The sequence below is a fragment of the uncultured Helicobacter sp. genome, from assembly GCF_937906905.1.
Taxonomy (GTDB): domain Bacteria; phylum Campylobacterota; class Campylobacteria; order Campylobacterales; family Helicobacteraceae; genus Helicobacter_B.
Genome location: NZ_CALERY010000002.1, coordinates 248,341 through 273,496, shown reverse-complemented (window position 1 = coordinate 273,496; position 25,156 = coordinate 248,341). Strand labels below are relative to the sequence as shown.

Sequence of the window (25,156 nt, the reverse complement as noted above, 5' to 3'; positions counted from 1 at the left end):
GATGTTATTTTAAGGAGCATGCTAAGATGACTAATCATCTTGCGAAACGAATTATCCCATGTCTAGATATAAAAGATGGGCAAGTGGTGAAGGGAGTGAATTTTGTCGGCTTGCAAAATGTCGGCGATCCAGTAGCTCTAGCTAGATTCTATAATGATGCACTTGCAGATGAACTTGTGATTTTGGATATTACCGCGTCGTTTGAGCATAGACAGATTCTTATCGATCTTATTAGGCAGATTGCACGAGAGGTTTATATCCCACTAACAATCGGTGGCGGGATACGCACGCTGGAAGACATCTATCTGCTGCTAGATTCTGGTGCGGATAAAATCAGCTTAAATTCTTCTGCTATTGCCAACCCAAGCTTGATAGAACAGGCTGCTAAGCGATTTGGCTCGCAATGCGTGGTCGTAGCTATGGATGTGCGATCTGGTAAAAATGGGCATGAGATTTATGTCAAAGGTGGTAGAGAGAGGACTGGGATTGGTCTAAGGGAGTGGGCGAGAATTGCAGAGGATCGAGGTGCTGGGGAGATTTTGCTCACGAGTATGGATACTGATGGGACAAAAAGTGGCTATGACATCGCTGCGCTTACAGCTCTGCGTAAAGAGGTTTCACTGCCTATCATCGCCTCTGGTGGAGCGGGGAGGCTGGAGGATTTTGCAGAGGTTTTTTCACTCGATGTGGCAGATGCGGCACTTGCAGCAAGTATTTTTCATAATGAAGAAATTGCTATCCGCTCGCTTAAATCATACCTGCATGATCGTGGAATCTCTGTAAGATTGTAGGATAATATGGGGGTAATGTGGTAGTTTGTGCAGGGAACAACGAGATCATTTCCTATGCTACACCCATAGGGGTGGGGCTGGTGGAGTCTAGCATTGGACTGACTCGTCTGTGTATGAAAGAGTATGTGGAAAATCTTGTTTTCATTGGCTCGGCTGGGGCATATTCTTATGACTTACCACTGCTTACTGTATGCGTGAGCTCGCGTGCGACACAGATAGAATCTAGCCTCATTACCGGTGCGAGCTACACACCGCTAGATAATGTTATTGAGCTAGAGATGGGCAAGAGTGTTTCACGCGAAACATTGCGGAAGTCATCTGGAAATATAATTGGTTCGCATGATGTGGTGGTCAATTCCTCGAATTATATTACACTTGATTCTGTTGTCGCCACGCAGATGAGCCAAGCAGGTATAGCGATAGAAAATATGGAGTTTTTCTCCGTGCTGGCTGTGGCGAGGGAGTTTGGCATACCGGCATTTGGCGTGTTTTGTATCACAAATTACTGCGATAAAAATGCACGAACTGACTTTAAGCGCAATCACACCAAAGCGAAAGAAATCCTAGCAGAATTTATCGCAGGTCTTACAAGTAAAGATAAGAGAGAAGAAAATAAACCTATAAGGGGCGTCTAATGCTTAGAGAGAATTTGACTATGCTAGATTCTGGTAGGGATTCAGCTGTGAGATCTGGCGGAGTAAATTCTAGCATGCGAGAATCCAAGGAAAAATCTCCAGAATCTAATGAGAAAGAAAATATCTATGGCTTCTCTCTCCAAGATTTACAAGCAGTCTGTCAGCAGCCTTATCAAGCTAAGCAGATTTATAACTGGCTCTATACGCGTTATGAGAAAGATTTCGAGAATATGAGCAATCTCCCAAAGGAGTTTCGCAAGACTTTGCATGAGCTTTATAGCGTGGATAATCTCAAGCTCATCGCACAGGAAGAGAGTAGCGATGGCACAAGAAAATATCTCTTCCGGACACGAGATGGGCATACATTTGAAAGTGTATGTATCAAAATGCGTGATAAAAAGCTTGATGAAAATGGGAAGATTATCGAGGGAGAGAAATACACATTTTGTATCTCTAGTCAAATTGGCTGTAAAGTGGGGTGTGCATTTTGCTTCACGGCTAAAGGTGGCTTCGTGCGTGATCTTAGCTGTGGGGAGATTGTCGAGCAAGTGGTAAATCTCAAAAAGCTAAATGATCTCCCGGCAGAAAAGCGTGTAAATATTGTTTATATGGGTATGGGTGAGCCATTGAATAATTTTGATAATCTTATAAAAGCGATAAAAATTCTTAGTAATCTTGATGGTCTATCTATCTCACCAAAGCGCCAGACAATCTCTACGAGCGGCATTAGCCCCAGAATCCATGATCTAGGCAAGCAGAATCTAGGCGTCCAGCTTGCCATATCGCTCCACGCTGTAGATGACGCTTTGCGCTCCAAGCTTATCCCTATGAATAAAACCTACAATATCAAAAGTATCATTGATGCGGTGCGGGCGTTCCCCATAGATACACGCAAGCGAGTGATGTTTGAATACCTTGTCATCAAGGATATTAACGATGATATCTCTAGCGCAAAAAAGCTTTTAAGCTTGCTTAATGGCATAAAAGCAAAGGTCAATTTGATTTTGTTTAATCCCCATAGCGGAGCGAAATTTGAACGTCCGGAGATGGAGAAAGTGCGAATGTTTGCAGACTTTTTGACTAGCAGGGGATTGCTCACTACCATACGAGAATCTAAAGGCATAGATATCTCTGCAGCCTGTGGTCAGCTACGAGAGAAAAAAATGCCAGAGAAAAAAGCAATTCAAGAGGATATCAAGTAGGAGTGTTAGCAGATAATATTTGATTAAAAGCATGTTTCATATGAAACATGCTTTCTTGGAAATTGAAGAATCAAATATCTGCCGGGCAGTCTTGCCTGAAATCCAATCACAGATAAAGGAACAACATGGATATATTAGAGATTACACTGCTTGTATTTTTGGTAGTTTTTGTTATCGGTAGCATTGCTGGATATATGCTATTTGTCAATAGCGAAAAGAACAATAAAAATAGGAGATAAAATGCTAGTGCATATTTGTTGCTCTGTGGATAGTCATTATTTTTTGAGCGAGTTGAAAAAGGCTTATCCGCAAGAGAGCTTTGTCGGGTTTTTTTACAATCCAAATATCCACCCAAAAGCCGAACACGACTTGCGATTAAACGATGTGCGTAGAAGCTGCGATATGCTAAAAATCCCACTTATTGAGGGGGATTACGAGCTAGAAAAATGGCTTTCATCAGTGAAAGGGCAAGAAGATGAGCCAGAAAAGGGGGCTAGATGTAGCACTTGCTTTGATGTTCGCTTGAAAAAAAGCGCGCAAATTGCCAAGGATCTTGGAGAGAGGACTTTCACCACTACGCTGCTATCAAGCCCTATGAAAGAGCAGGAGACTCTCTATCAGCAGGGCGATATAATCGCGCAAGGCTATGGCTTAGACTTTATCAAAATCAATGTGCGTAAAAATGGCGGTGTGCAGAAGCAAAATGAGCTTGCCAAAAGAGATAATCTCTATCGTCAAAACTATTGTGGCTGTCAGTTTGCGCTATCCAAGCAGCGCGCGAAACAAGATCGATTGAGCTTAGAGATGATGAGCGAGATAGGTGGCAGGGTGCTGCCAGGCAGTATCAAAGAGCGTCAGGCAATTTTCGCCCAGCGAGATGAGCTAGAATCTGGCGGGAGAGATTATATTCTTACACAGAGAAAGCGGCGGATTTGGCGCCTGCTCTGGGGAAAAATCTCTAGCAGTGCTTTGGCTGGCGGTTCGAGCAATGTCTCGCCCGATAGAGCAGTAATCAATAGCTACATTCTCGCACACTCAGAATCTAAAAAGTCAAAAGCTAATGCCATTACTTGGAGAGATGTGTCGCTGCAAGCGCTGATGGATACTAGTAGGATAAATCTTGCTAGTAAGGCTTTTTGCATAGAGTCCTACGCAGGACATGCTTTAAAACCTTGTTTGGAATCCTCATCGCCCTCGCAGAATCTACAAAGATATGATGAACGCATACGACTTGGATTTTGCTCAAAAGACGATAGCATATTTTTGTGTTTGGAGGATTTTAATGCACTTATACATACGCAGTTTGCAAATGTGTTAGAGCTTGTGCATAATCCTATTGACTATGCTCTGGAGCTTTGGCTACGAAATCTGCTTTGCGGAAGCGAGAGTATAAATCCAATCATCATTGTTGATTCTAGGCACTCATGGGAGAAAATTGATATAGAGATAGAGGCGATTTTTCAAGATGAAAAGACCTTTAATACGATACCTATTTTATAAAAACTCTTAGAACCTACGATACAAAATTGGTTCATGGATTTTGATGCAAACTCTTCGAGTAGATTCCCATGCGCTTATGAAATCTAGCTAGAATCTAGCTAGAGACATTCAAGCATATTCGACCAATACACCCAAGAGCCATTGTGCCCAAGTGCCTCAAAACATTTCCTCGTGCTAAAGAAAATTGGGCAAATTAAATAAAGTTTTGGAAAATATTATGTATAATCGCCACATTTTGTCGCATAAATCAAGCCTAAATCCCCACCAAAGAGCCCGCGAGCCTCAAGAAGATCAAACACATTATGATGTTCTTGCGACTAGATTCTCTAGATTCTTAAGGTGTAGATTGACCAGAATCTATCTCTGCCCCTTGGCGCGTGTGAGATCTGCAGGCATTTTTGCTTTCGGGTGCGCTTTGCTTTCATAGGGAGCAGCTCGAGATTTGCTCGAGGTTTTTTGGGGTATTTGCTTAGCACTTGGTTTATAGATTGTAGAGAAAGGACAATTCATGATGATGGATGTCAATCAAATCAAAAAGATTCTCCCCCACCGCTATCCGCTTCTCCTTGTTGATAGGATTACAGAGCTTGTGCGAAATACCGATGAGAGCACGCCAAATGGCTATATCAAAGCTTACAAAAATGTAACGATTAACGAGGAGATTTTTCTGGGGCATTTCCCTAGTAAGCCCATATATCCGGGCGTTATGATTATCGAAGGTATGGCACAAGCTGGCGGTGTGCTGGCATTTGTGAGTATGTTTGGCGATGATCTCAAGGCTGCAGAGAATAAAATTGTATATTTCATGACGATTGATAGGGTGAAATTCCGCGTGCCTGTTACACCGGGCGATCGCTTAGAGTATCATTTGAGCGTTTTAAAACACAAAGGCGCGGTTTGGTCGCTTGATGCAAAAGCATTTGTCGATGGCAAGCTTGTGTGTGAAGCCGAGCTAAAAGCAATGGTCGCGGATAATCAAGAGGCACAAGGCTAAGAATGGCAAAAATTGCGAAAACTGCCATTGTCCATAAAGGCGCGCAAATCGCTGATGATGTGGAGATAGGGGATTTTTGTGTCATCGGCGAGCGGGTAAAAATCGCCTCTGGCTGCAAGCTTTATAATGGTGTTACTATCCTTGGTAATACCAGTATTGGTGCGCGCACGACAATTTTTCCCTATGCTGTGCTTGGCACAATCCCACAGGATTTGAAATATGCTGGCGAGGAGGTCGAGCTTATCATCGGTGCAGATAATCTTATCCGCGAGCATTGTATGTTTAATCCGGGGACACAGGGCGGCATAGGCAAAACGATCATAGGAGATCATAATCTTTTTATGGCGTATGTGCATATCGCTCACGATTGTGTGATTGGTAACCATTGTATCCTTGCAAATAACGCCACGCTTGGTGGGCATATCGAGGTGGGGGATTATGTCAATATCGGGGGCATGACTCCTGTGCATCAGTTTGTCAAAATCGGTGATGGGGCGATGATTGCTGGAGCAAGCGCGCTCTCCCAAGATGTCCCACCATTTTGTATGGCAGAGGGCAATCGTGCTGTGATCCGTGGGCTCAATAAACACAGAATGCGCAAGCTTTTTTCAAGCGAAGAAATCGATAAAATCAGCCATTTTTATAAGCAACTTTTCGCTGCGACTTCTATGCGCGATTATGCCAAGCAGATTTTAGATTCTGGTGTGGAGCTAGAATCCATCGCCAAAATTTGCCGTTTCGTTCTTGATTCATCGCGAGGAATCCCGGTAAGAAAAGGAAAAGAATGAAAAAAACCTGTGATTTTTGTGGCAAAAGGCTAGATGATACCCAGCTCTGGCATGGTAAGCTAGCGGGTAAAATTTGCCACTATTGCGTTAGCGGATTGTATAAGGGGCTCACGCAGGAGGGGTTTGATATGGCTGGCTTTGATAGTATGCCAAGCACTTCTCGAGAGCTGCTTGGAGATGATGAGCAGGAGTTCATCGATATTCCCACGCCCAGAGAGATGAAAGCCAAGCTTGATGAATATGTCGTAGGGCAAGAAGAAGCAAAGAAAGTGTTTTCTGTGGCAGTGTATAACCACTATAAGCGCATAGCAAGCAATATGGCAGAGACAAATGATGTGGAAATCACAAAATCAAATATTTTGCTCGTGGGTCCTACTGGTAGCGGCAAAACACTTATGGCGCAGACTTTAGCGCGGTTTTTAGATGTGCCTATTGCTATTTGTGATGCGACAAGTCTTACAGAAGCTGGCTATGTGGGCGAAGATGTGGAAAATATCCTTACAAGACTTTATCAAGCGGCTGGGAATGATGAGAAAAAAGCGCAGATGGGGATTGTGTTTATCGATGAGATTGACAAGATTTCTAGGCTGTCAGAAAACCGCTCCATTACGCGCGATGTCTCTGGTGAGGGCGTGCAGCAGGCGTTGCTAAAGATTATTGAAGGAAGTGTAGTAAATATCCCACCAAAAGGCGGCAGAAAGCACCCAAATCAGGAGTTTATACAGCTTGATACGACAAATATTTTGTTTATTTGCGGTGGGGCATTTGATGGGCTTGGTGAGATTATCAAGCGCAGAATGGGTAGCAATGTGCTGGGCTTTGGACAGGTGCAGAAGACCAAGAGCGAGCAAGATGATGTTTTGCATCTTGTAGAGCCAGATGATTTGGTGAGCTATGGGCTTATCCCAGAACTCATTGGGCGGCTGCATATCCTAGCGACATTGCAGCCTATCACTAAAGAGGCTATGGTAGATATTCTCACCAAGCCCAAAAATTCGCTAGTCAAGCAATACGCCAAGCTCTTTGAGCTAGATGATGTGCAGCTAGAATTTGAGCAAGATGCGATTGAAAAAATTGCCGAGCTTGCTATCGCTAGGAAAACAGGTGCGCGAGGCTTGCGCGCGATTATTGAGAGCTTTGCTACGGATATTATGTTTGATCTCCCTAGTATGCGGCATTCTAAGGTCATCATCACCAAAGACTGCGTGGAGCACAAGCAAAAGCCCACTATTATAAAGCCCAAAAAGCCACGAGAATCTAAAACACAAGGAGCGTAGATGCTATTAAATAAGCTTATTGGTATGTTTTCGCATGATATTGCGATTGACTTAGGGACGGCAAATACAATTGTTTTGCTAAAGGGGCAGGGGATTATTATTAACGAGCCTTCTATCGTAGCGGTGCGTGTGGATCGATACGATAGAGATGGAGAGATTCTGGCAGTTGGGCACGAGGCAAAGGAAATGGTTGGCAAAACCCCAAGCGGTATCCAAGCTATCCGCCCGATGAAAGATGGCGTAATTGCGGATTTTGATGTAACAGAAAAAATGATCCGCTATTTTATTGAAAAAGCCCATAACCGCAAGTCTCTTATCCGCCCTAGGATTATGGTGTGTGTGCCTTATGGGCTCACAGGTGTGGAGCGTAAAGCCGTGAAAGAATCTGCTATGAGTGCTGGTGCGAGAGAAGTCTATCTCATCGAGGAGCCAATGGCAGCAGCTATTGGCGCAGGACTGCCTATCAAAGAGCCTCAAGGAAGCTTGATTGTTGATATTGGCGGTGGGACGACAGAGATTGGCGTTATCTCTCTTGGTGGGCTTGTCATCTCAAAATCTATCCGCGTAGCTGGAGATAAGCTTGATATGGCGATCGTCAATCATGTCCGCAAGCATTATAATCTGCTTATTGGTGAGCGTGCTGGCGAGGAGATAAAAATCAAAATAGGTGCAGCAGCTCCTCTTGATACACCGCTTTCTATGCAGATTAAAGGGCGCGATCAAGTAAGTGGGCTACTCAATACCATTGAGCTTACAAGTGAAGATATACGAGAAGCGATAAAGGATCAACTACGAGAAATTAGCAGCGCGGTGAAAAGTGTCATAGAAGCTGTGCCAGCGGATTTAGCGGGAGATTTGGTAGAAAATGGCTTGACGCTTACAGGTGGTGGTGCGCTTATTAGGGGGCTTGATAGGTATTTGTCTGATACTGTGAAGCTTCCTGTTTTCATCGGCGATGAGCCGCTACTAGCAGTGGCAAAAGGCACAGGAAAAGCCATAGAAGAGCTTGATACGCTGCACAATACTAGTCGCTACGAATAATGCGCTATCAATCCCTGACGATTGTTGTGATTGTTATGACGATAGCGTTTATCGTCATAGATTCTAGCAATTTCTTACAGCGCCATATTATCGCGCTTGGGGACGCTGCAAAACTTTTTATCCTTGATACAAAAGATAGTATCGCACTCTCATATGATAAATACATCAATCAAGCTAAGAAAATCCAAGAATACGAAGAGCGGCTCAAAAACTACGAGCAGCTCGAGCTAGAGCTGCTGCACACACGCAATGAGCTTGACGCACTTGCTATTTTTGATACGCAGCAGGCATTTATCAATGATGCTAGATTCTCGCCAGCGCGTGCATATTCGTATGTGAGCATGGGGGAATATAATCGTGTGTGGATTAAGTTTGATGTGAGCAATTATGCGCAGGATAAAATCTTTGGTCTTGTGCAAGACAACAAAGCTATAGGTATAGCTGTCGTCCATAATGGTGCGCTCATGGGGCTACTTAATGGCGAGCGCAAAAGTAGCTATAGTGTCTTTATAGGCGATGAGAAGATTCCTGCGATAGTGCATGCTAGCACGCTTGATCATAAATACATTACAGCGGACTTTATCCCATCATGGCGGAAGGTCGAGGTGGGCGATCTGGTCGTTACAAGTGGGCTTGATGGGATTTTTATCGAGGGGATTTCTGTGGGTGAGGTGGTGAGCATCAATCATGATTTTGGCTATATTTCTGCAGAGATCAAGCCTTATGCCCAGCGCTCAAAGCTTGGCTATCTTTGGCTAGTGGATACGCTCTTGCCCAAGCAGTCAGTGGCACTGGATCTTGCGCCATAGTGGATTTTCATGGTAGGAACTGCTGGGCAATTTTTAGAGCTTGCTAAAGCAGCGCAGAGCAAGCAGGATCTTCGCCTAGTCCTGCTCTCGCTTATCTCAAGCCTAGTTAAAGATATAGATTCTCCTAGATTTTATGATAATCTGCGCACAGATATCGGGGTATATGAAGAGATATTTGGCACTTTTTGTGAAAAGATTTTGCAGATTTTTATACAGGGGGATATACTTGATTGTGTGTTTTTATATTTAGCCTTTATTGTACCAGAGAATCGTGCAAGCGATGATAGATTCTTGCCTTTTATCCGCTCTGCGCAAAAGCTCCTTGATAGCAATCCAAGCCAAGAGGAGGCTATTATGCTTGCGGAGCTTGGCGCAATTGCTCGAGTGCTGGCAAATCCTGCATGCCAGAATCTAAGTCTTTTTAAACATATTTCGCAAGAAATTCAAATAAAAAATCCTATCTATACGGATAATAAGCCTAAAAAACTAGCAAAATTAGATTCTGTGGATTCTGGGGAATATTGCGATGATGATGGCGTAGCCTTTTTCCTATCAAATATTATTCAAACAAATATCGAAAGCTCCGGTGGCATGGGGGTTGCACGCGCCGCAGAATTTCTCATCGAATTTTTCTCAATCCCACATATAGGGTTTTCATATATCAAATCATGCGTAAATCGGGCACTCTCTCAAGCAAACTACCCAATCACTACACGCAATATTTGTAATTGGCAGTTACATATTCTCTGGAATGCAAAAAATCTCTTTAACAACCGCGAGTGGTTGCGTTTGTATCCTGTGTGGAGGGAGCAGTTCTATGCTGCGCTAGAGCAAGCAGCACAGGTGTTGCGTGGTATAGATGATAGCACTGATATGCCCCCTGCTCTTGCGCAATGGCTGGATCTCGCGCTCTACTTGCAGTTTTTCATCTATCATATTTGTGGTAATAGTTTTAGCAAGCAGGAGCAGTGGCAGGGGTTTAATACCGAGATTTCTCAATATGCTGTGCCTATTTATGCGGAGTTTGCTGCAAAGTTTTTGCCACATTTGCCTAAGCCTAGCCTAAGCACCAACAAGCGCAAAATCATTGGCATATTGCGCGATAGGATTGTAGAAAACTCACCCTTCAAGGTCGAGTATAGCTTGATAAAAAATCTCCTTGCAAGCCCAGAATTTACACAGCATTACGAAATCAAAATCTATTGTATGAGCCTTATAGAAAAGTCCGAAAACAACCCACAAGCCATCGCTAAACTAGCGCAACTTGGTATAGAAACCATCGATATTGGACTTGGCTTTAACAAAGCTGGATTCTACAACTCCCACTTGCAAAAAGCCCTAGCCCTGCGCGAGATTATGTGTAGAGATGAGGTGGCTATGCTCATTAGCCCAAACAATGGCTATGGGATTAGCGATTTTCTGCTTGCAAGCAGATGTGCTAGGGTGCAGGTATTTTGGACGCACGGGAATTTTGTCTATGATGTGAGCGGAATCGATGCGCGCCTAACGCATATTTGCAATAACCAAAAGCACATCACGCATAGCGGCTTTAGCTTCTGTGGAATCCCGGTGCAAATGGATAGGAGCTTTTATAATCCCAATATCCCACAAGAGCTCATCGCTAATACACGCGCTTGCTATGTGGATTCTAGTGCGAAGCAGCCTGTGTATCTCTTTGGCGTGATTGGGCGATTGGTGAAGATCGACTCGCTCGCATATTTGCGCAGTATTTGTGCGATTTTGGAGCAGAATCCACATTGGAGGTTTTTAGCTTGTGGGCTTGGGAATGAAGGCGAGATCAAGCAAAAAATCTCACAAATCAATCCCCAGCTTCTTCCGCGCTTTTTCTTTAGTGGCTATGTGGATAGCGCGGTGTATGGGCATATTTTGGACTTTTGGGCAGATAGCTTCCCTATGGAGCAAGGCGAGAGCAGGATTGAGTATGTGGCAAAGGGACGGGGGCTTAGTCTGCGCTACTACACTATGTCAGCCAAAGAGCTAGAATCCACTTTTGCGCATCAGCTTGATGAGACAAGGGGGATTATAGAAGCGATTATCGATGAGTGCGGATGTGCAAATAGTGGGGGTGAAAAAGTGGATTCTAGGGGTGAAAACTCTGCGCTATTACACAATGCCCTAGAATCCACTTTTTTCAGCGACTTTGCCAGCTACAAGGAGTGCGTCTTAGGATTTGTTAGAGAAACTAGCGCGTTTAGCGAGGCAGAGTATGTGGAGAAAGCCACGCATATTATGCGTTTGTGTGAGCTAGATTCTAGTGAGTATGCGAGAAAAATAGCGATACAATCCGCTATCCACGCGGTGAATAGTGAGATAAAGGCGCGACTTGGCGTGGAGTATTTTTTGGCATTTGCTAGGGAGCATTTGGCATAAACGAAACAACGAATTGATAGGAGAGAATATGAGGGCTAGACTGATTGGAGCGTTGCTTGCTTTTGCTGCTTGTCTTTTGCCGTTGCAAGCAGAGTGGGTGGATAGTGCTTATGAGCCTAAGCCTGAAGATGGGCTAATCGTGCAGCTAAATTGGGTCGGGCATACGCTCAAAGATGAGAATGGAGTAGATTTCTCCCGCTTTGATCCGTGGGAGTTCCCCCTTAGCTTGGCTTATACCAGCAGCTTTGTGCAAAAGAGCATAACGCCTATTGATGAGATATTTGCTATGTCTTGGGCGCAGGATTTAGGCGCAGAAGTGAATGATAGTAGCGTGCCCTTTTGGATTTGGGCATTTTGGTCTAAGTCAAATGAGCTAATCCTAGATAATGAAGATAAAAGTCTCTGCTATATGCCAACAGGTATTGGCTGTCTGCTACCTTATGCTAAACATTTTAAGAAAGGGGCGATAGCACAAGATAAACCAAGCCAAAGCGCGACAAGGCTTCATAAACTAGGAAAAGATGATCTTGTTTTCCCACTCTCACTAACAAGTGATGAGAAGTTTTACCAAGTGATTATATTCCCCAATGCAAAGCGCATTATGACTTCCAAGTATGTAGAAGAAGCAATGAAGCTTGCCAGAGAGATTACGCCTATCAATGCGTTTGTCCAAAAGTCTGCGATCAAGTCCCTACCTAAGGGCAGTCCGCTCGTGCGCTTTGATAGGGCGTATGCCGATGTGCCGGTGTTTTTCACACCACCTAAGGTGATTAAAGTATGGCAGGAGTAAGAGCTAGCATAGCTCTGGGCTTGTGGCTTTGCCAAGCAGCCTTGAGTCAAGCTTTTGGGAGTGATTTTGCCTATGGGCGTGCGCTATATGTGGGAGATAGGACATATTTCCTAGTGGATACTAAGCCAAATGCCAAAGCAGAGTCCTCTCCCGCTTATATCCTGCCCAATCAAGTGCTTGTCTTAGATAAAGAGTCTGGGGAGTTTTACTGCCAAGCTAGCGACACCTGCCTAAGTAATAGCCACTCTAATATAATCATAAGCCCTACAATAATCCCTACACTTGTGGCATTAGATTCTAGCAAGGATAGTGGCTTGCCCCTGCTGTATAAACGCTACGCCTTTGGGAGTGTATCTACGCACAATGGCATAGAGATGGTGGCAGAGCGCAATGTAATGGGACAAATAGGCATAGGAACAGGTGAAGAGATAGACAAAAAAGAGTGGTGGCTCAAAAGCTTCAATGTGTTCTATGAGCTAAGGCTTGAAGCAGGACAGAAGCTTACTTTGTATAAAACACCCCAAATTTCACAAAATGTAGTGCTAGAGATACACGCCGCACCACAGCCTTATACATCGTCTAGAGAGCCGCTTGCCAAAGCTAAAGCCAAAACCGCGCTGCTAGATGAGCGCGAGCGCGCGCAGATTCTAGGGGATAGGGTGTTTCTCATCGGCTATGAGAAAGGATTCTACCAAGCGGTGGTGATTGTCAATGAGTCGGTGTATTTTTGGGGCTATATTGATGAAGCAGCGATACAAGCACTACCAGCCAATGCTACCCAGCTTGCCCCAAGTGCGCTCCCAGCTTTCACAAAGACACTTTTTACTAGGCAGCCGACATTGCAAGAAATGCGCCAAACCCATCAAAAGAAGATCCACACCCTGCTAAAGCCTAAGCCCAAAGATCTAGCCCAAATGCTCACTATTGCCGTGGTGTTTGATACAAAAAGTGGGCGCATATCGCTTGCAGATTCTGCACTTTTGCCCTATCTGCCTATAAGTCAGGAGATTGACTACTACCTAAGCCACGCAGATCGCATAAAGCTTGCCGATAAAGCCAAGTCGCTTGGGCGTCCTAGTATCAATGCCGCACTTCGTATGTATATTGATATGCCAAGTCTGTCGTATTTGCACCTTGAGCCAGAAGTCAAGCTTGTGCGACTAGAGCTAGAATCTAGCCAAAGCCTGCAGGAGCCTAGATTGTGTATCGGGGGTAATTTACGCTACAAGCGGTATTTGGAAGTTTATGCAGATAGTAAGCTAAGCCAGCTTTCTACAAGGATTGATAAGCTAGATTTAGCCTTGGGGGAGCTTGCTTTGCTCCAAACTTTGCCTAAAGCACACCCAAAAAGCGCAAGTGTTATGTCCATTGCTTTCCACCATAGCTCTTCACCGCTGATAAGTGGCTATATCGCTAGTGATAGCATAAGTATGTGCAAGGATACTGATAGCAGTGCGCTGCCAAATTACGCGCTTGCAAAAACAATGCTCTCCATCATAGAAAATGCGGAATTTAAGCCCATAGATTCCACCACGCACGCACTTTTTCATAACAAATCTTCAAAAGGCTACCGATACACAGGGCTAAAGAGTCTCAAGCAGGCATTTGCCAAAGCTAATGCGCTAGGACTCTCCCCACTAGAGCTTATAAGCCTACAACATAGCAGCATAGATAAATCCCACAAATATGGCGGCGATCGCTTTGTGTCCTATGATAGAGAGGGCTACAACTACCCAGCGCAAGCGCATATTGTATTGCTAAGTGAGCAGGAGAAGGCGACTAGAATCTTGCTCATTTATCCGCGTGAAACATATCTACTAAGCGATAATGAAGCGGTATTTATCGCTATGGGTAGCCTAGATTTTGCTAAGTAGTTTTGATGATTGGTGTGCTGTGGTTGGGAGTAGTGTGAGCAAGGTAGGTGGCTAAAGTAGATTCTAGGTGTGCTTATCTCTATTGGTCGCGTATAATTTTGTGTGTTTGAATGTGGTCTTGCACTTCCTCCTCGTGTTCCAAATACTTATCATAGCCATTATGCTCATTACTATCGTTCGCTCCTGCCACAATACTTTCTATTAGCTCTTTGAATCCCGGATTTAGCTCAACAAGCTCATCAAGCATTGAAATATCAATATCTTCTCGCCTTTTAGCTGGAAAAAGAATCTCCCATTCTTCTTTTTCTTCATTTTCTGTTGGTATGCCAAAGTTAATAACGCCAATGCCAAATCGTGCATTAAGCTTCCTTAACTCATCTTTGACAAAATCATCTATGGGATTAAATACTGCCAAGTAGCCATAGTTCGCCCAGCTGGAGTTTGACACCGCTTGGAAATATATCTTTTTCAAATCAGTAGATTTTATCTCCACTTTTAGTTCAAATGAATAGAGATTGATTTTAGGGTAATTAAAGGTATTGATAAAACTAAGTGTTTGACTTTGATAGTCTTGACATACAAATTCTACACCAACAATATCAGGGTGAATCCACTCATTTTTACCTTTTCTACATTTCTTACTTTGCTCGTGATAGATTGTTTTACAAAAAAGATTGAGTTTCTCTCTAGCAAATTTTACAAATAACGGGTGAAGAGAGCGTTCAAGCAGCTCTTTGCTTGCTTTGTCATTCTCATTTTCTTGTGCTTCGTTTGCAACTTCAGGGATTATGGCTTGATGTTTGCCTATGATACCAAAGAGTGTGGGAGACTTTGAAAATGCAAAAATATTGTAGGCTTCACGCCTTATTGGTGAGTGCAAGGCAACTGATAAGGTTTGTTTTCTAGGATTTTCACTCTCCAGCTTTTTGTCTAAGCCTTTTTGCTTAGCTAGATTCCATATTTGCCCAAGCTGCAAAGGCGTAGCACAATCGTGCAAAACTTCTTGTGCTAGATGAAGATAAGTGTAAGACATAGGGATTCCTTTAGTTGTTTTTGTTATTTTGATATATAGTCTAGTTCATCCATAGCATATTCAATAAGTTTCGTAGCCTTTTCTTGACCGACTTTGATACCTCCTTCAAAGATGGCATCAGCAGCTTGCAGTTCTTTTTTGTTTTTATAAGATTTTTTCGTTGGTCGCCATGGGAATATTGCTTGGCTGCATACTTTGAGATCTTTTGCTATAAGCTCTGCAGCTGTTTTTGCATCCATACCATTGTTTATGCGCATATCCGCTATTGCTTGTTCTCTTGCTGCACACACCAAGTATCATTCCGCTTGAGAACTCCCTTATCATTTGTTCTTTTTCAAGCCCAAAAGCACACACTATAGAAAATGCTAAGCCCAAGATTACTTTCTTCATTTTTTATACCCTTTCCCTAAAAATTTATCCTATAGGATATATAAAAGCGGATTGTATCTTTGTAAATTTTAGTTTCTACTTAATCCTATAGGATAAATATTAGCCACGGCTATCAAGGGACTTTGAGTGATACAAAAGCTTTATGGCAACGCCACGCAAGAGGAGATTAGCGAGTTTTACAAACGCGTATCTGCTAATATTAGAATCCTGCGTGAGAAGCGCGGAGTCTCCCAGCTTGATTTAGCCCTTGAGATTGGCATTAAGTCAGTGGCGTTCTACTCCAATTGTGAGAGCTGCCGCTATGGCAAGCACTTTAATTTAGAGCATTGCTACAAAATCGCCAAAGCCTTTGAAATTGATATTGCAGATATTTTTGCCTTGTCTAAGGCTTAGAGTCAAGTGATGGAGCAGATTCTAGGGGGTTTAGGTTTGTGGTAAGAAATTACCGATAGTTTTGGTTGGTGTTGGTTACATACGCAAGCGCACTCTCTCATTGCACAAACTAGCAGTTCATCACAAGCGCTAGACTTTCCCTATGCACGAATGCGCTCTAGATACGCGCGTTGGTCTTCTCCTGTGCCTCCAATAGCCGTCTTGCCTCTTTATCTAGGATAAATTGCTCATCATATGCCTTTTGCACCACGGAGCGCACGATTTGGAGTTTGTGGGCGTTTTGCTCGCCTTGGAGCAAATCAAGTGCAATCCCATAAAGTTGAATATCGCTGATGATGACTTCAAACATCTTGTTGCGCGCTTTGATATAGAGCTCCTCGTTTTGCATGTATTGGGCAAGCTCGACTTCCACGCGTTCATAGATGATTTGTGCCATTGTGCCTAGCCGCACGCGCGAGTAGATGATTGCTTTAGCATGTTCGAGCTGCTGCTCCAGCTCATCACGCCCCATATATACAAGCACGCTTAAGATAAGGATCAGCGCATCGATCTGTGTGCCAAGCGAGCGAGTCTTCCAGCGAATGAGAAATGTTTCAAATGATGAAAATCTCCTGTAGCTCTGGGGCTGATTTTGGCGTGTTTGGGGCACATGGGATTGGGTGCTGGGAGTTTGGGCGGGCGTTTGGGTTAAAGTGGTTTGGTTTGTGCTGGCTTGGCTCATTGCACACCTTTAGATTCTGGGGTATTTTGTGAGATTTTATGCACATTAAGCGCGGCGGGGGCTTGGGCGGTGGGCATGAGCTCTAGGCGATTGATATTTACATGACTAGGCGCAAAAGCTGCAAAACACACCGCCTGTGCGATATCCTCTGGGAGCAGTGGGGCTGTATCGCGATAGAGATCGGCAGCACGCTGCCCATCGCCTTTAAAGCGCACCAGGGAGAACTCGCTCCCCCCAGCAAGACCTGGCTCAATATCCGTTACACGAATGTTTTTGTCGTAGAGATCGGCGCGGAGATTTAGGCTAAATTGCTTCACAAATGCCTTGCTCGCGCCATAAACATTGCCTCCTGGATAGGGATAGCTCCCAGCGATTGAGCCGATGTTGATGATATGTCCAGATTTTTGCGCCACAAATCCCGGTAATACGAAATGTGTGAGACGGATAAGTGCGAGAATATTGATCTCTACCATGCGCTCCCAATCGCCAATCTCACACGCATATGCAGGCGCTATCCCAAGTGCTAGTCCGGCGTTATTTACCAGCACATCAAGCTTCCAGCTACGAGAATCTAGTGTAGCGGTGAGTTTAGATTCTAGGGTGGCAGTATCGGCGATGTCTTGCGCGATTATCGCACAAGAGCTCTCCCCAAGCTCGCGCTGAAGTGCTAGTAGCCGCTCCTCTCTGCGCGCTGTGATGATGACTTTTGTTCCTCTAGCGACAAACTCCCGGGCACATGCTGCGCCAAACCCAGCAGACGCTCCTGTGATAAGCACAACCATGAGACATTCCTTGCGATAAGTTAATTGGCAACGCGCCCATTATAAAGGCTTGTGGCATAACTTTTGCTTAACAGCTAGGTAGCAAATCTAGCGATAAATACGCCAAATCACCATATCATCGCATAAACATTTTAAGGAGCATGCCATGCCGCAAATCTACCCACAAACCTACCACATCAAAGCTCCAATCCTAGGGTTTGAACATATCACAGAAATCGAGCTGCTTGAGCTTGATGAGTATTTTGCCAAAATCACTAGCCCTGATAAGAGCCTAGAAATGATGCTGGTTAATCCCTACATGCTGCGCGAGTATAGTTTCACAATCCCAAAATACATCGAGCTACTGCTTGGGCTTGATCGAGAGTCCCCTGTGCTTGTGTATTGCATCATCGTGCTCCAGCGCAATCTCGAAGAGTCAATGGTAAATTTTCTCGCTCCACTTATTTTTAACACCAAAGATAAGCTCACAGGACAAGTCGCGCTCTCGATGATGGATTATCCAGATTTAGGCTTCAAAGATACGCTAAAATCTTTCCTCCAAAAGGGCGCATAGTTTAAGAAGCCAGAATCTAGGGAGGATATAGTGAGTCAATCAGGTGTTATTGCGATCACAGGTGGAGGCACAGGCGGACATCTCGCCATAGCTAGGGCATTAGCACAGGAGCTAAAAAGGCGTGAGATTCCAGTGATTTATATCGGCTCGCTCTATGGGCAGGACCAAATGTGGTTTGGAGATCAAGCAAGAAGCGTCGCAAAAAGCCCTGCGCGAGATTCTGCTCAACAAGATGTCGGTGCAGAATCTTTGCCGATACAATCCTTAGATTCTCGCGCAGAATCTACCACTCCAGAATCCAGTAACCCCCAGAATCCACTTTTTGAAGCATGCTATTTTCTTAATACCTTTGGCGTGGTGAATAAGCGCGGATTGAAAAAGCTCCAGGCGCTCTGGGCGCAGGTGCGAGCACTTGTGCAGGTGCGAGCAGTTTTTGCCCGTCATAATGTGCGTGCAGTCATTAGTGTGGGCGGATTTAGCGCGGGACCTGCGAGTATTGGCGCGATTGTGTTTAGGCGCACGCTTTTTATCCACGAGCAAAACGCCATAAAAGGCACATTAAACACATTGCTCTCACCATTTGCTACGCGTGTGTTTAGCGCTTTTACTACACCTGCGACACCCTACCCGCTTCAGTTTGCTACCAAAGAGCATGCACGGATTCGCGCGGAGTTTAGGCACATCATTTTTATTGGGGGTTCGCAAGGGGCTCGCGCGGTGAATAATCTCGCCCTTGCCATCGCGCCAACACTGCTGAAGCATGGGATTGTCATCACCCACCAGTGCGGCGACAAAGAGCTTTTGCGTGTGAAAGAAGCTTATGAGAATCTGGGGATTGCTGATTCTATCACGCTGTTTGGCTTTGATAGAAATCTCATTGCACATCTGGCGTGCGCGGATATCTGTGTGGGGCGCGCTGGGGCTTCTAGCGTCTGGGAAAATGCTGCGCTTGGCTTGCCTACGCTCTATATCCCCTATCCATACGCTGCCAAAAATCACCAATACCATAATGCCCAGTATTTCGTGCAGAAGGGACTTGGCAAGCTAGTGCTTGAAGAGGATTTGCAAGAGACAAGCCCAGAGGATTTAGCCAAGCAGATTCTAGCCGTGCTCGCACCTATAGTGGATAATATCGAGTCTATTTCACAGGGGCTTTTAGCACTTAGCGCACAAAATGGCGCGCAGATGATTATCGATGAAGTTATTTCGATGAGATAGGTTCAGCCAGCGCTGCGCCTAGTATTATGGGAAAATTTGGCTAAAATAGCCAGCGACATTCTCTCACAACATTCTCTCAAGGAAAATCGATGATAAAAGTAGGGATTCTAGGAGCGAGCGGCTACACTGCAAATGAGCTTGTGCGGATTTTGCTAGGGCATAAACACGCACAAATCATGTGGCTTGGCTCGCAAAGTCAAATCGATAAACCCTACCATGAGAGCTACCAGAATTTTTTCAAAATTTTTGATTTGGCATGTGTGGATTCTGGAGATTTAGAGAAGTTATGCGAGCAGATTGATGTGCTATTTTGCGCTACACCGCACAATTTTTGCGCCCAAGTGCTTACGCCTAAAATCCTCAAATCTACCAAAGTCATCGATCTAAGTGCAGATTTTCGCCTGCGAGATGAAGAGATTTTCGCGCGCTATTATGGCAGCACACATGCCAATCCAACCCTACTAGCCCAAAGTGTCTATGGACTCTGCGAGCTAAATCGTCAGCAGATAAAAGCTGCACAGCTCGTGGCAAACCCAGGCTGCTACCCCACTTGCTCAATCCTTTCACTCGCGCCACTTCTCGCACACAATCTTATCGATACACAAAGCATTATCATCGATGCGAAATCCGGCACTTCAGGTGCTGGACGCAAGGCTGTGCAGGATAGTTTGTTTTGTGAGGTGAATGAGAGTTTCAAGGCTTATGGGATTGGCAGCCACCGCCATACTCCAGAGATCGAGCAGGGGCTAAGTGATGTTGCCAGGGAGCCCATTACACTAAGCTTCACGCCACATCTTGTGCCGATGAATCGCGGGATTCTCGCTACGAGCTATGCAAACTTGCGCGGGGCAGGCTTTGGAGCAGAATCTGCGCTAGATTCTGCTAGGCTCCGCGAGATTTATAGAGAGTTTTATGCGGGTGAGTATTTCGTGCGGATTCTTGAGCCGGGGCTTAGTGCGCAGACTCGCTGGGTGAAGGGCAGTAATTTCATCGACATTGCGCCATTTGTCGATATGCGCACAAACCGCGTTATCATCACTGCCGCGATTGACAATCTCATAAAGGGTGCGAGCGGACAAGCGGTGCAGAATATGAATATCATGTTTGATTTACCAGAATCTAGCGGACTTGAAGTCGCGCCGATATTTCCATGATGCAGCCTACGACACGCGATCGCGCGGTGGATTCTACCACGACCTCCATGATAGATTACAAAACCATAGAATCCATAACAATCCGCCCCATGCGCATAGAGGATTACGAGAAGGTCGCTAGGCTCTGGGAGGAAATTGATGGGTTCTATATCCGCAGTATCGATGACTCGAGGGAGGGTATCGCGCGCTTCCTTACGCGCAATCCAAACACCAGTGTCGTCGCGACAATCCAAGAACCAGCGAGCGGGGAGCTTGCCGCAGAATCTAGCGCGGATTCTGGCTTGGATTCTCCCGCAAAATCCAAGCCAAAGTTACACCAGAATCATCAGCGCATGCAAGAGCGTATCATCGGGAGTATTTTGTGTGGGCATGATGGGAGATATGGCAGCCTCTATCATGTTTGCGTGCATAGGGATTTTCGCAAGCGAGGGATTGGCTCGCGTATGGTGCAAGCCGCACTAGAAGCGCTCAAATACGAGCAAATCTCTAGTATTTCTCTTATCGCCTTTAGCGAAAATCTCATTGGCAACGCATTTTGGCGCAAGCAGGGCTGGATACAGAAACCAAATGCAAATCGTTATGAGTTTAGCCTAAACTCCGCTAACACTATGCACAAAACCACCCCGCATGAGCCACAATCCCAATCACAAAGGAGCCATCATGAGTAAATCCAAGCAAACAGCCCAAACTCCTAATGCCACAAGCAATGCCAGAGCAACTACGACTTCTCTTGCCACGACTGCGAGCTCGATTGTCAAAAAAGCTGCCAAATCTGTGCTTACCAAAAAAGCTGCTAAGGATTTTGTCAAATCCCCAGCCAAATCCACTGCGGATAAAAGTGTCCCTCAAGCCTCCAAAGCTCCTAATATAAAACTCCTGCGCAGTGGTCTAGCTGCACTGCCAAGCTTCCAATACTCTGGCATAGAGGCTGGGATCAAATACAAAAAACGCAAAGATATGAGCCTGATTTTTAGCCCTTATCCATGCGTTGGGGCGGGAGTTTTTACGACAAACAAAGTCCGCGCGGCATGCGTGGAATACGATGAGCAAATACTTAAGAAAAGACACATGTTTCACGCTATAGTCGCCAATGCTGGCAATGCCAATGCCTGCACGGGCGCACAAGGGGAAAAGGCGTGTAAAGAGAGTGCGATCACCGCGGGTGCATTGCTAGGTATAGAGCCCCAGCAGATTCTGCTTTCTTCTACGGGTGTGATTGGCGTGCAGCTCCCGCTCGATCGGGTCAAAAAGGGCATCGCGCTGCTTTCCCAGCATAAAGCCAGCACGAGAGAGGCTGCTAAGGCTGCGGCGCAGGGGATCATGACAACTGATCTTGTGGAGAAAGAAGCCGCAGTAGAGTTTGTCGCCTCAAATGGCAAACGCGTGCGGTTAGCGGGGATTGCCAAAGGTAGTGGTATGATCCACCCAAATATGGCGACAATGCTATGTTTTATCATCACAGATTGCGCTATTAGCCAGAAGCTCCTCCAAAAAGCACTGAAAAAAGATGTCAAAGATTCATTCAACATGATTAGTGTCGATGGCGATACTTCGACAAACGACATGGTGCTAGCGCTAGCCAATGCCAGAGCTAAAAACCCGCCAATCATCTGTGAAAAAGATACCGACTATAAACTTTTTGCCAAAGCACTTGCGACTCTTACGACTATTTTGGCTAAAAAAGTGGCAAGTGATGGCGAGGGAGCGACCAAGCTTATCACCGCACACTGCCACAATGCCAGAAGCAAAAAAGACGCACGCAAAATTGCAAAATCTGTCATCTCCTCAAGCCTTGTCAAAGCCGCAATGTTTGGGAATGACGCAAATTGGGGGCGGATTTTATGCGCTATGGGGTATAGTGGCGGGGAGTTTGACCCAAATGTGGTAGATGTAACGATTGCTAGTGCTGTGGGCGAGCTGCCTATCATGCGTGATGGCAAAGCCCAAGCAATCGATGAGAAGCTGGCTAAAAGGTTGCTAGGAAAAAAGGAGCTTGATATCTTTATTGATTGCAAAAGTGGGAGCAAAAATGCGCGTGCATATGGCTGTGATTTGAGCTATGACTATGTGCGAATCAATGCTGATTATCGCTCATAAACTGCTCGTAAAATCTAGGAAAACACTCTACATCGAAATTTATAAAGGAGCTTTGGGGTATGAGAAAAATCATTGTCATCTTAGGGCTTTGTGTAGTATGGGTTTGTGGGCTTGAACGCTTTGTGCCGCTGATGCTAGAATCTAAGCAGAGCAAAGTGGATTCTAGCAGTGCCAAGCCCCAAGCTACACTGCCCCCACTTAGCAAGACGCCCCAAGCGCGGTTGTGGGATCTAAGTGGGCAGTATGCGGAGAGCAATTCTCCTGCGATCGCGCATTTACGCAAGCTTGCTACAACACAGGAGCAAAAAGACTTCGTCAAAGCCTATGAAGTGTTTTTGCGCATAGCTTTGCTGCGCTTTGCCACAGAGTATGTGCGCGATAATGGCGGCTTGGCTGCTTTCTTCGATACAGATTCCATAGGAGAATCTAACATCGTTGTGCCAAAAGAAGAGCACGCACGCAAAAAGATAGAGCTTGCTTGGGAGAGCTTTTTGGCAGAGCAAAATGCCTTTGTCCTAAGCTTTGGGGGAGAGTTTTTCCACTTTCTTAGCAGCTACAAGCCGACAAAGGTTTGTGTCAGCGGGGGCTGCGGGCACGAGAGTGAGCTATTTAACCTTGCCAATACTTTCCGCTCGCTCCAAAGCAAAGATCCACAGCTCCAAGAAGTCTTGCGATATGGTATGCAAGGCTTCGCGCTTTTTGCTCTAGTTGCTAATATCCAAGATTCTGGCGAGCTATTCAAGGACTTGGGCTTTGAGAGCTTGCGTGCTTATCCTAGCAAAGAGCTTGAACCACTTATAAAGGAGCTGCAAGGCTTTGAAGATAATGCGTGGTTTGAGGCATTTCTAGGGTATTTTGCACACGAGTATCTTTCCAGACTCTACCGCGCTAAATATCTCTTGCGCTTTTACACGCAAAAAAGCAAAACCAAGCAGATCTTAGAATCTATGGCACAAAGTGGGCTTGCTCCCTGCCTAGATTCTGCTATTTTGCCAAAGCAGGCTCAAAAGCTATGCTTGCAAAGCGCGTATATATCGCAGAGTGATTTGCCAGATATGGTAAGGGGAGAGCGAGTCTTTTTCCTGCAAGATAGGCAGAACTGCTTCGAGCTATACTATGAGCAAGATAAGGCGCAAGATAAGGTAAAAGACTCCACGCATTTGCGTCTAATCCCAAGCCCCACAAATACCAGCGCGATGTGTCAAACGCTCCAAAAAAGCGCGCAAAAGCTTGCGCAAGAATCGCTAGAAGAATCACTGCAAGACCCTGCGCCGCCTGCTCCAACGCCCACAGACTCCGCGCTATCCCCTAAGCAGCAAGCAATCCTAGCGCGCATACAATCCCCAAGCTTCGCGCTTGATTTGCAAGACTTCAGCAAGCTTTCAAGTGAAAAAATCAGCGAGCTATGTAAAAAGGGCAGCATAAAAGCGTGCCAAATCACCGCTGCTCGCACAAAAGATCTACACCTCTTGCTAGCAAACTGCAAGGCAGGGGTGGGGGAGTCTTGCGCGATGTTTAGCGAGCTAGTGCTATCAGGGCAAGCAACAAGCAAAGATGAAACAAAGGGCAGAGATACAAAAAAGGGCGCAGAAAAGGCTAAGGGGAGCAAAGTGGGCATTGCAGAGGTGCTAGAAGCTAGCAAAAGGGGCTGTGAGCTAGGGCATAGCGGCTCGTGTGCTATGCTAGGTGAGCTACTTGCGCTAAGGCAGGAGCAGATCAAGCACTTTGCAAGCAAGGGGCTTGATGTCTCATCGCTTCCGCGCGATCTAGCTGGCTCACTGCCCTACTTGCAAAAATCCTGTGCGCGTGGAGAGGAGCTAGGCTGCCTAGGGCTTCTCGCTCGTGCTAAAGAATATGAAGCAGCCAAGCTTGTGGATTCTGCCAAAGAGCTTGTAGCAAGTGCGTGCGCGCCATTAGAATACCTGCTAGAAGGCTGCGATAAAACAAAAGCAAATGCAATCCTAGAAGTGCAAAAGACCTTTATGCTAAAGGTGATTTATGAAGATGGCAAGCTGACAAAGGCGGATTTAGCGCAGTTTGAAAAGGTGTGCAAAGATGGCTCAAACCTCGCGTGCAGGACACTTATGCGCTCTTATGATAAGGTTTATGATAGCCCTAAGAAATATAGAGATAGCTTGCGTGCGGTAGCCGAGCTTGCTTGCGCGCGTGATGATAGCGAGAGCTGCGCTGTGCTAGCTGGGCTAGAATCTAGGAAGCCAGAATCTAAAGGGAGCGTTGAGCAAGCCCAGCTCTATAAAAAGGCGTGTGATGTGCTTGAGATTGAGCGCGCGGGCTATGTGGATAGACTACGCCTAAATAGCTATGCTAGCTGCTCGAAAGTGGGCGATGCGTATTGGCTGGGTAGGGGAGCGGCGAGAGATAAGCAAAAAGCGCAGATCTACTACTACCAAGCCTGTGAGAATGGCGAAGATGGCGCGTGCGATAAGCTGCGCTCTACACTGCGCTAGAATCTAGCAGGCTCTAGCGCGCTGACTTGGCTTTACTTAGATTCTAGCTTTTTGTCATTGCCACGCGGCGCAAGCACCATTTGCAACACAGAGAAAGACATTGTTTTAAAAAGATTCCAAGGATTGTGGATAGGCTTAGTGGGCTTTTTGGGATAGGAGTTACCTAAAGTGGTAATGACTATCTCAAAAAGCCCATAATCGCGCTAATGTTATCCCAAGACTGAATCTATCGCCCTAGAATCCACTTTTGGCGTG

23 protein-coding genes and 1 pseudogene are annotated in these 25,156 nt (G+C 45.4%); 20 read left to right on the top strand and 4 right to left on the bottom strand.

Features of this window, described 5'->3' with window-relative positions; all coding sequences use genetic code 11:
- Positions 1-26: 26 nt before the first annotated feature.
- The 12 genes from hisF to Q0171_RS01285 all read left to right on the top strand — a co-directional run bounded on the left by hisF (position 27) and on the right by Q0171_RS01285 (position 14,092).
- Entirely contained in the window at positions 27-791 is a 765-nt protein-coding gene (gene hisF / locus Q0171_RS01340; protein WP_299325840.1) for an imidazole glycerol phosphate synthase subunit HisF, read from the top strand.
- 17 nt (positions 792-808) lie between these two features.
- A complete protein-coding gene (locus Q0171_RS01335) occupies positions 809-1,426 on the top strand; it encodes a purine-nucleoside phosphorylase (protein ID WP_299325838.1) in 618 nt (205 codons plus the stop codon).
- 74 nt (positions 1,427-1,500) lie between these two features.
- A complete protein-coding gene (rlmN, locus tag Q0171_RS01330) occupies positions 1,501-2,628 on the top strand; it encodes a 23S rRNA (adenine(2503)-C(2))-methyltransferase RlmN (RefSeq protein ID WP_299325889.1) in 1,128 nt (375 codons plus the stop codon).
- Between the two features lie 240 nt (positions 2,629-2,868).
- Positions 2,869-4,128, top strand: a complete 1,260-nt coding sequence (locus Q0171_RS01325; RefSeq protein WP_299325836.1) for an epoxyqueuosine reductase QueH — start codon at positions 2,869-2,871, stop codon at positions 4,126-4,128.
- 508 nt (positions 4,129-4,636) lie between these two features.
- Positions 4,637-5,122: a 3-hydroxyacyl-ACP dehydratase FabZ gene (gene fabZ / locus Q0171_RS01320; RefSeq protein ID WP_299325834.1), complete on the top strand. Its 486-nt coding sequence runs from the start codon at positions 4,637-4,639 to the stop codon at positions 5,120-5,122.
- Positions 5,123-5,124: 2 nt separating this feature from the next.
- A complete protein-coding gene (lpxA, locus tag Q0171_RS01315; protein ID WP_299325832.1) occupies positions 5,125-5,910 on the top strand; it encodes an acyl-ACP--UDP-N-acetylglucosamine O-acyltransferase in 786 nt (261 codons plus the stop codon).
- Positions 5,907-7,187 carry an ATP-dependent protease ATP-binding subunit ClpX gene (clpX, locus tag Q0171_RS01310; protein WP_299325831.1) on the top strand — a complete coding sequence of 427 codons (1,281 nt, stop codon included), beginning with the start codon at positions 5,907-5,909 and terminating at the stop codon, positions 7,185-7,187. The genes lpxA and clpX overlap by 4 nt, the downstream gene beginning before the upstream one ends.
- On the top strand, positions 7,188-8,228 hold the full coding sequence (locus Q0171_RS01305) for a rod shape-determining protein (protein WP_023929674.1): 1,041 nt from the start codon (positions 7,188-7,190) through the stop codon (positions 8,226-8,228).
- Positions 8,228-9,037 carry a rod shape-determining protein MreC gene (mreC, locus tag Q0171_RS01300; RefSeq protein ID WP_299325826.1) on the top strand — a complete coding sequence of 270 codons (810 nt, stop codon included), beginning with the start codon at positions 8,228-8,230 and terminating at the stop codon, positions 9,035-9,037. The genes Q0171_RS01305 and mreC overlap by 1 nt, the downstream gene beginning before the upstream one ends.
- A 9-nt stretch (positions 9,038-9,046) precedes the next feature.
- On the top strand, positions 9,047-11,428 hold the full coding sequence (locus tag Q0171_RS01295) for a hypothetical protein (protein ID WP_299325824.1): 2,382 nt from the start codon (positions 9,047-9,049) through the stop codon (positions 11,426-11,428).
- A gap of 28 nt (positions 11,429-11,456) precedes the next feature.
- Positions 11,457-12,218, top strand: a complete 762-nt coding sequence (locus tag Q0171_RS01290; protein WP_299325822.1) for a hypothetical protein — start codon at positions 11,457-11,459, stop codon at positions 12,216-12,218.
- Entirely contained in the window at positions 12,206-14,092 is a 1,887-nt protein-coding gene (locus Q0171_RS01285) for a hypothetical protein (protein ID WP_299325821.1), read from the top strand. Before Q0171_RS01290 ends, Q0171_RS01285 begins: the two co-directional genes overlap by 13 nt.
- Before the next feature lie 79 nt (positions 14,093-14,171).
- Here Q0171_RS01285 and Q0171_RS01280 read toward each other — a convergent pair whose 3' ends face one another.
- Positions 14,172-15,125, bottom strand: a complete 954-nt coding sequence (locus Q0171_RS01280; RefSeq protein ID WP_299325820.1) for an HTH domain-containing protein — start codon at positions 15,123-15,125, stop codon at positions 14,172-14,174.
- Positions 15,126-15,148: 23 nt separating this feature from the next.
- Positions 15,149-15,415 (bottom strand): hypothetical protein, encoded by a 267-nt coding sequence (locus Q0171_RS01275; protein WP_299325819.1) that lies wholly within the window; start codon positions 15,413-15,415, stop codon positions 15,149-15,151.
- Between the two features lie 229 nt (positions 15,416-15,644).
- On the opposite strand from Q0171_RS01275, the gene Q0171_RS01270 reads away from it, so the two are divergent.
- The gene (locus tag Q0171_RS01270) at positions 15,645-15,908 is read left to right on the top strand and encodes a helix-turn-helix transcriptional regulator (protein WP_299325888.1); all 264 of its coding nucleotides are present in this window, start codon (positions 15,645-15,647) and stop codon (positions 15,906-15,908) included.
- Positions 15,909-16,065: 157 nt separating this feature from the next.
- On the opposite strand, the gene Q0171_RS01265 is transcribed toward Q0171_RS01270, so the two are convergent.
- Both Q0171_RS01265 and Q0171_RS01260 read right to left on the bottom strand, forming a co-directional pair.
- Entirely contained in the window at positions 16,066-16,629 is a 564-nt protein-coding gene (locus Q0171_RS01265; protein WP_299325818.1) for a hypothetical protein, read from the bottom strand.
- Complete coding sequence (locus tag Q0171_RS01260; protein ID WP_299325817.1) at positions 16,626-17,411, bottom strand: SDR family NAD(P)-dependent oxidoreductase; 786 nt, start codon at positions 17,409-17,411, stop codon at positions 16,626-16,628. Before Q0171_RS01260 ends, Q0171_RS01265 begins: the two co-directional genes overlap by 4 nt.
- 145 nt (positions 17,412-17,556) lie before the next feature.
- Between Q0171_RS01260 and fliW the strand changes: the two genes are divergently transcribed.
- The 7 genes and pseudogenes from fliW (at position 17,557) to Q0171_RS01225 (ending at position 24,901) form a co-directional block, all read left to right on the top strand.
- On the top strand, positions 17,557-17,964 hold the full coding sequence (gene fliW, locus Q0171_RS01255; RefSeq protein ID WP_299325816.1) for a flagellar assembly protein FliW: 408 nt from the start codon (positions 17,557-17,559) through the stop codon (positions 17,962-17,964).
- A gap of 30 nt (positions 17,965-17,994) precedes the next feature.
- Positions 17,995-19,182, top strand: a complete 1,188-nt coding sequence (locus tag Q0171_RS01250) for a UDP-N-acetylglucosamine--N-acetylmuramyl-(pentapeptide) pyrophosphoryl-undecaprenol N-acetylglucosamine transferase (RefSeq protein WP_299325815.1) — start codon at positions 17,995-17,997, stop codon at positions 19,180-19,182.
- Positions 19,183-19,271: 89 nt separating this feature from the next.
- Positions 19,272-20,336, top strand: a complete 1,065-nt coding sequence (argC, locus tag Q0171_RS01245; RefSeq protein WP_299325814.1) for an N-acetyl-gamma-glutamyl-phosphate reductase — start codon at positions 19,272-19,274, stop codon at positions 20,334-20,336.
- 74 nt (positions 20,337-20,410) lie between these two features.
- Positions 20,411-20,572: pseudogene (locus Q0171_RS01240) on the top strand (GNAT family N-acetyltransferase); the annotation flags it as partial.
- Positions 20,573-20,668: 96 nt separating this feature from the next.
- Entirely contained in the window at positions 20,669-21,004 is a 336-nt protein-coding gene (locus Q0171_RS01235) for a GNAT family N-acetyltransferase (protein ID WP_299325886.1), read from the top strand.
- Positions 20,997-22,433, top strand: coding sequence for a bifunctional glutamate N-acetyltransferase/amino-acid acetyltransferase ArgJ (gene argJ, locus Q0171_RS01230; protein ID WP_299325813.1), 1,437 nt, complete (start codon positions 20,997-20,999; stop codon positions 22,431-22,433). Before Q0171_RS01235 ends, argJ begins: the two co-directional genes overlap by 8 nt.
- A 59-nt stretch (positions 22,434-22,492) precedes the next feature.
- Positions 22,493-24,901 carry a hypothetical protein gene (locus Q0171_RS01225; RefSeq protein ID WP_299325812.1) on the top strand — a complete coding sequence of 803 codons (2,409 nt, stop codon included), beginning with the start codon at positions 22,493-22,495 and terminating at the stop codon, positions 24,899-24,901.
- Positions 24,902-25,156 lie beyond the last annotated feature (255 nt).

Bases quoted from the DNA above. Each gene is read 5' to 3' on its own strand.
- fliW (WP_299325816.1), top strand. From the start codon at position 17,557: ATGCCGCAAATCTACCCACAAACCTACCACATCAAAGCTCCAATCCTA.
- Q0171_RS01280 (WP_299325820.1), bottom strand. From the start codon at position 15,125: ATGTCTTACACTTATCTTCATCTAGCACAAGAAGTTTTGCACGATTGT.
- mreC (WP_299325826.1), top strand. From the start codon at position 8,228: ATGCGCTATCAATCCCTGACGATTGTTGTGATTGTTATGACGATAGCG.
- hisF (WP_299325840.1), top strand. From the start codon at position 27: ATGACTAATCATCTTGCGAAACGAATTATCCCATGTCTAGATATAAAA.
- Q0171_RS01290 (WP_299325822.1), top strand. From the start codon at position 11,457: ATGAGGGCTAGACTGATTGGAGCGTTGCTTGCTTTTGCTGCTTGTCTT.
- clpX (WP_299325831.1), top strand. From the start codon at position 5,907: ATGAAAAAAACCTGTGATTTTTGTGGCAAAAGGCTAGATGATACCCAG.
- lpxA (WP_299325832.1), top strand. From the start codon at position 5,125: ATGGCAAAAATTGCGAAAACTGCCATTGTCCATAAAGGCGCGCAAATC.
- Q0171_RS01225 (WP_299325812.1), top strand. From the start codon at position 22,493: ATGAGAAAAATCATTGTCATCTTAGGGCTTTGTGTAGTATGGGTTTGT.
- Q0171_RS01295 (WP_299325824.1), top strand. From the start codon at position 9,047: ATGGTAGGAACTGCTGGGCAATTTTTAGAGCTTGCTAAAGCAGCGCAG.
- Q0171_RS01235 (WP_299325886.1), top strand. From the start codon at position 20,669: ATGCAAGAGCGTATCATCGGGAGTATTTTGTGTGGGCATGATGGGAGA.
- Q0171_RS01305 (WP_023929674.1), top strand. From the start codon at position 7,188: ATGCTATTAAATAAGCTTATTGGTATGTTTTCGCATGATATTGCGATT.
- Q0171_RS01265 (WP_299325818.1), bottom strand. From the start codon at position 16,629: ATGAGCCAAGCCAGCACAAACCAAACCACTTTAACCCAAACGCCCGCC.
- Q0171_RS01260 (WP_299325817.1), bottom strand. From the start codon at position 17,411: ATGGTTGTGCTTATCACAGGAGCGTCTGCTGGGTTTGGCGCAGCATGT.
- argJ (WP_299325813.1), top strand. From the start codon at position 20,997: ATGAGTAAATCCAAGCAAACAGCCCAAACTCCTAATGCCACAAGCAAT.
- rlmN (WP_299325889.1), top strand. From the start codon at position 1,501: ATGCGAGAATCCAAGGAAAAATCTCCAGAATCTAATGAGAAAGAAAAT.
- argC (WP_299325814.1), top strand. From the start codon at position 19,272: ATGATAAAAGTAGGGATTCTAGGAGCGAGCGGCTACACTGCAAATGAG.
- fabZ (WP_299325834.1), top strand. From the start codon at position 4,637: ATGATGATGGATGTCAATCAAATCAAAAAGATTCTCCCCCACCGCTAT.
- Q0171_RS01325 (WP_299325836.1), top strand. From the start codon at position 2,869: ATGCTAGTGCATATTTGTTGCTCTGTGGATAGTCATTATTTTTTGAGC.
- Q0171_RS01285 (WP_299325821.1), top strand. From the start codon at position 12,206: ATGGCAGGAGTAAGAGCTAGCATAGCTCTGGGCTTGTGGCTTTGCCAA.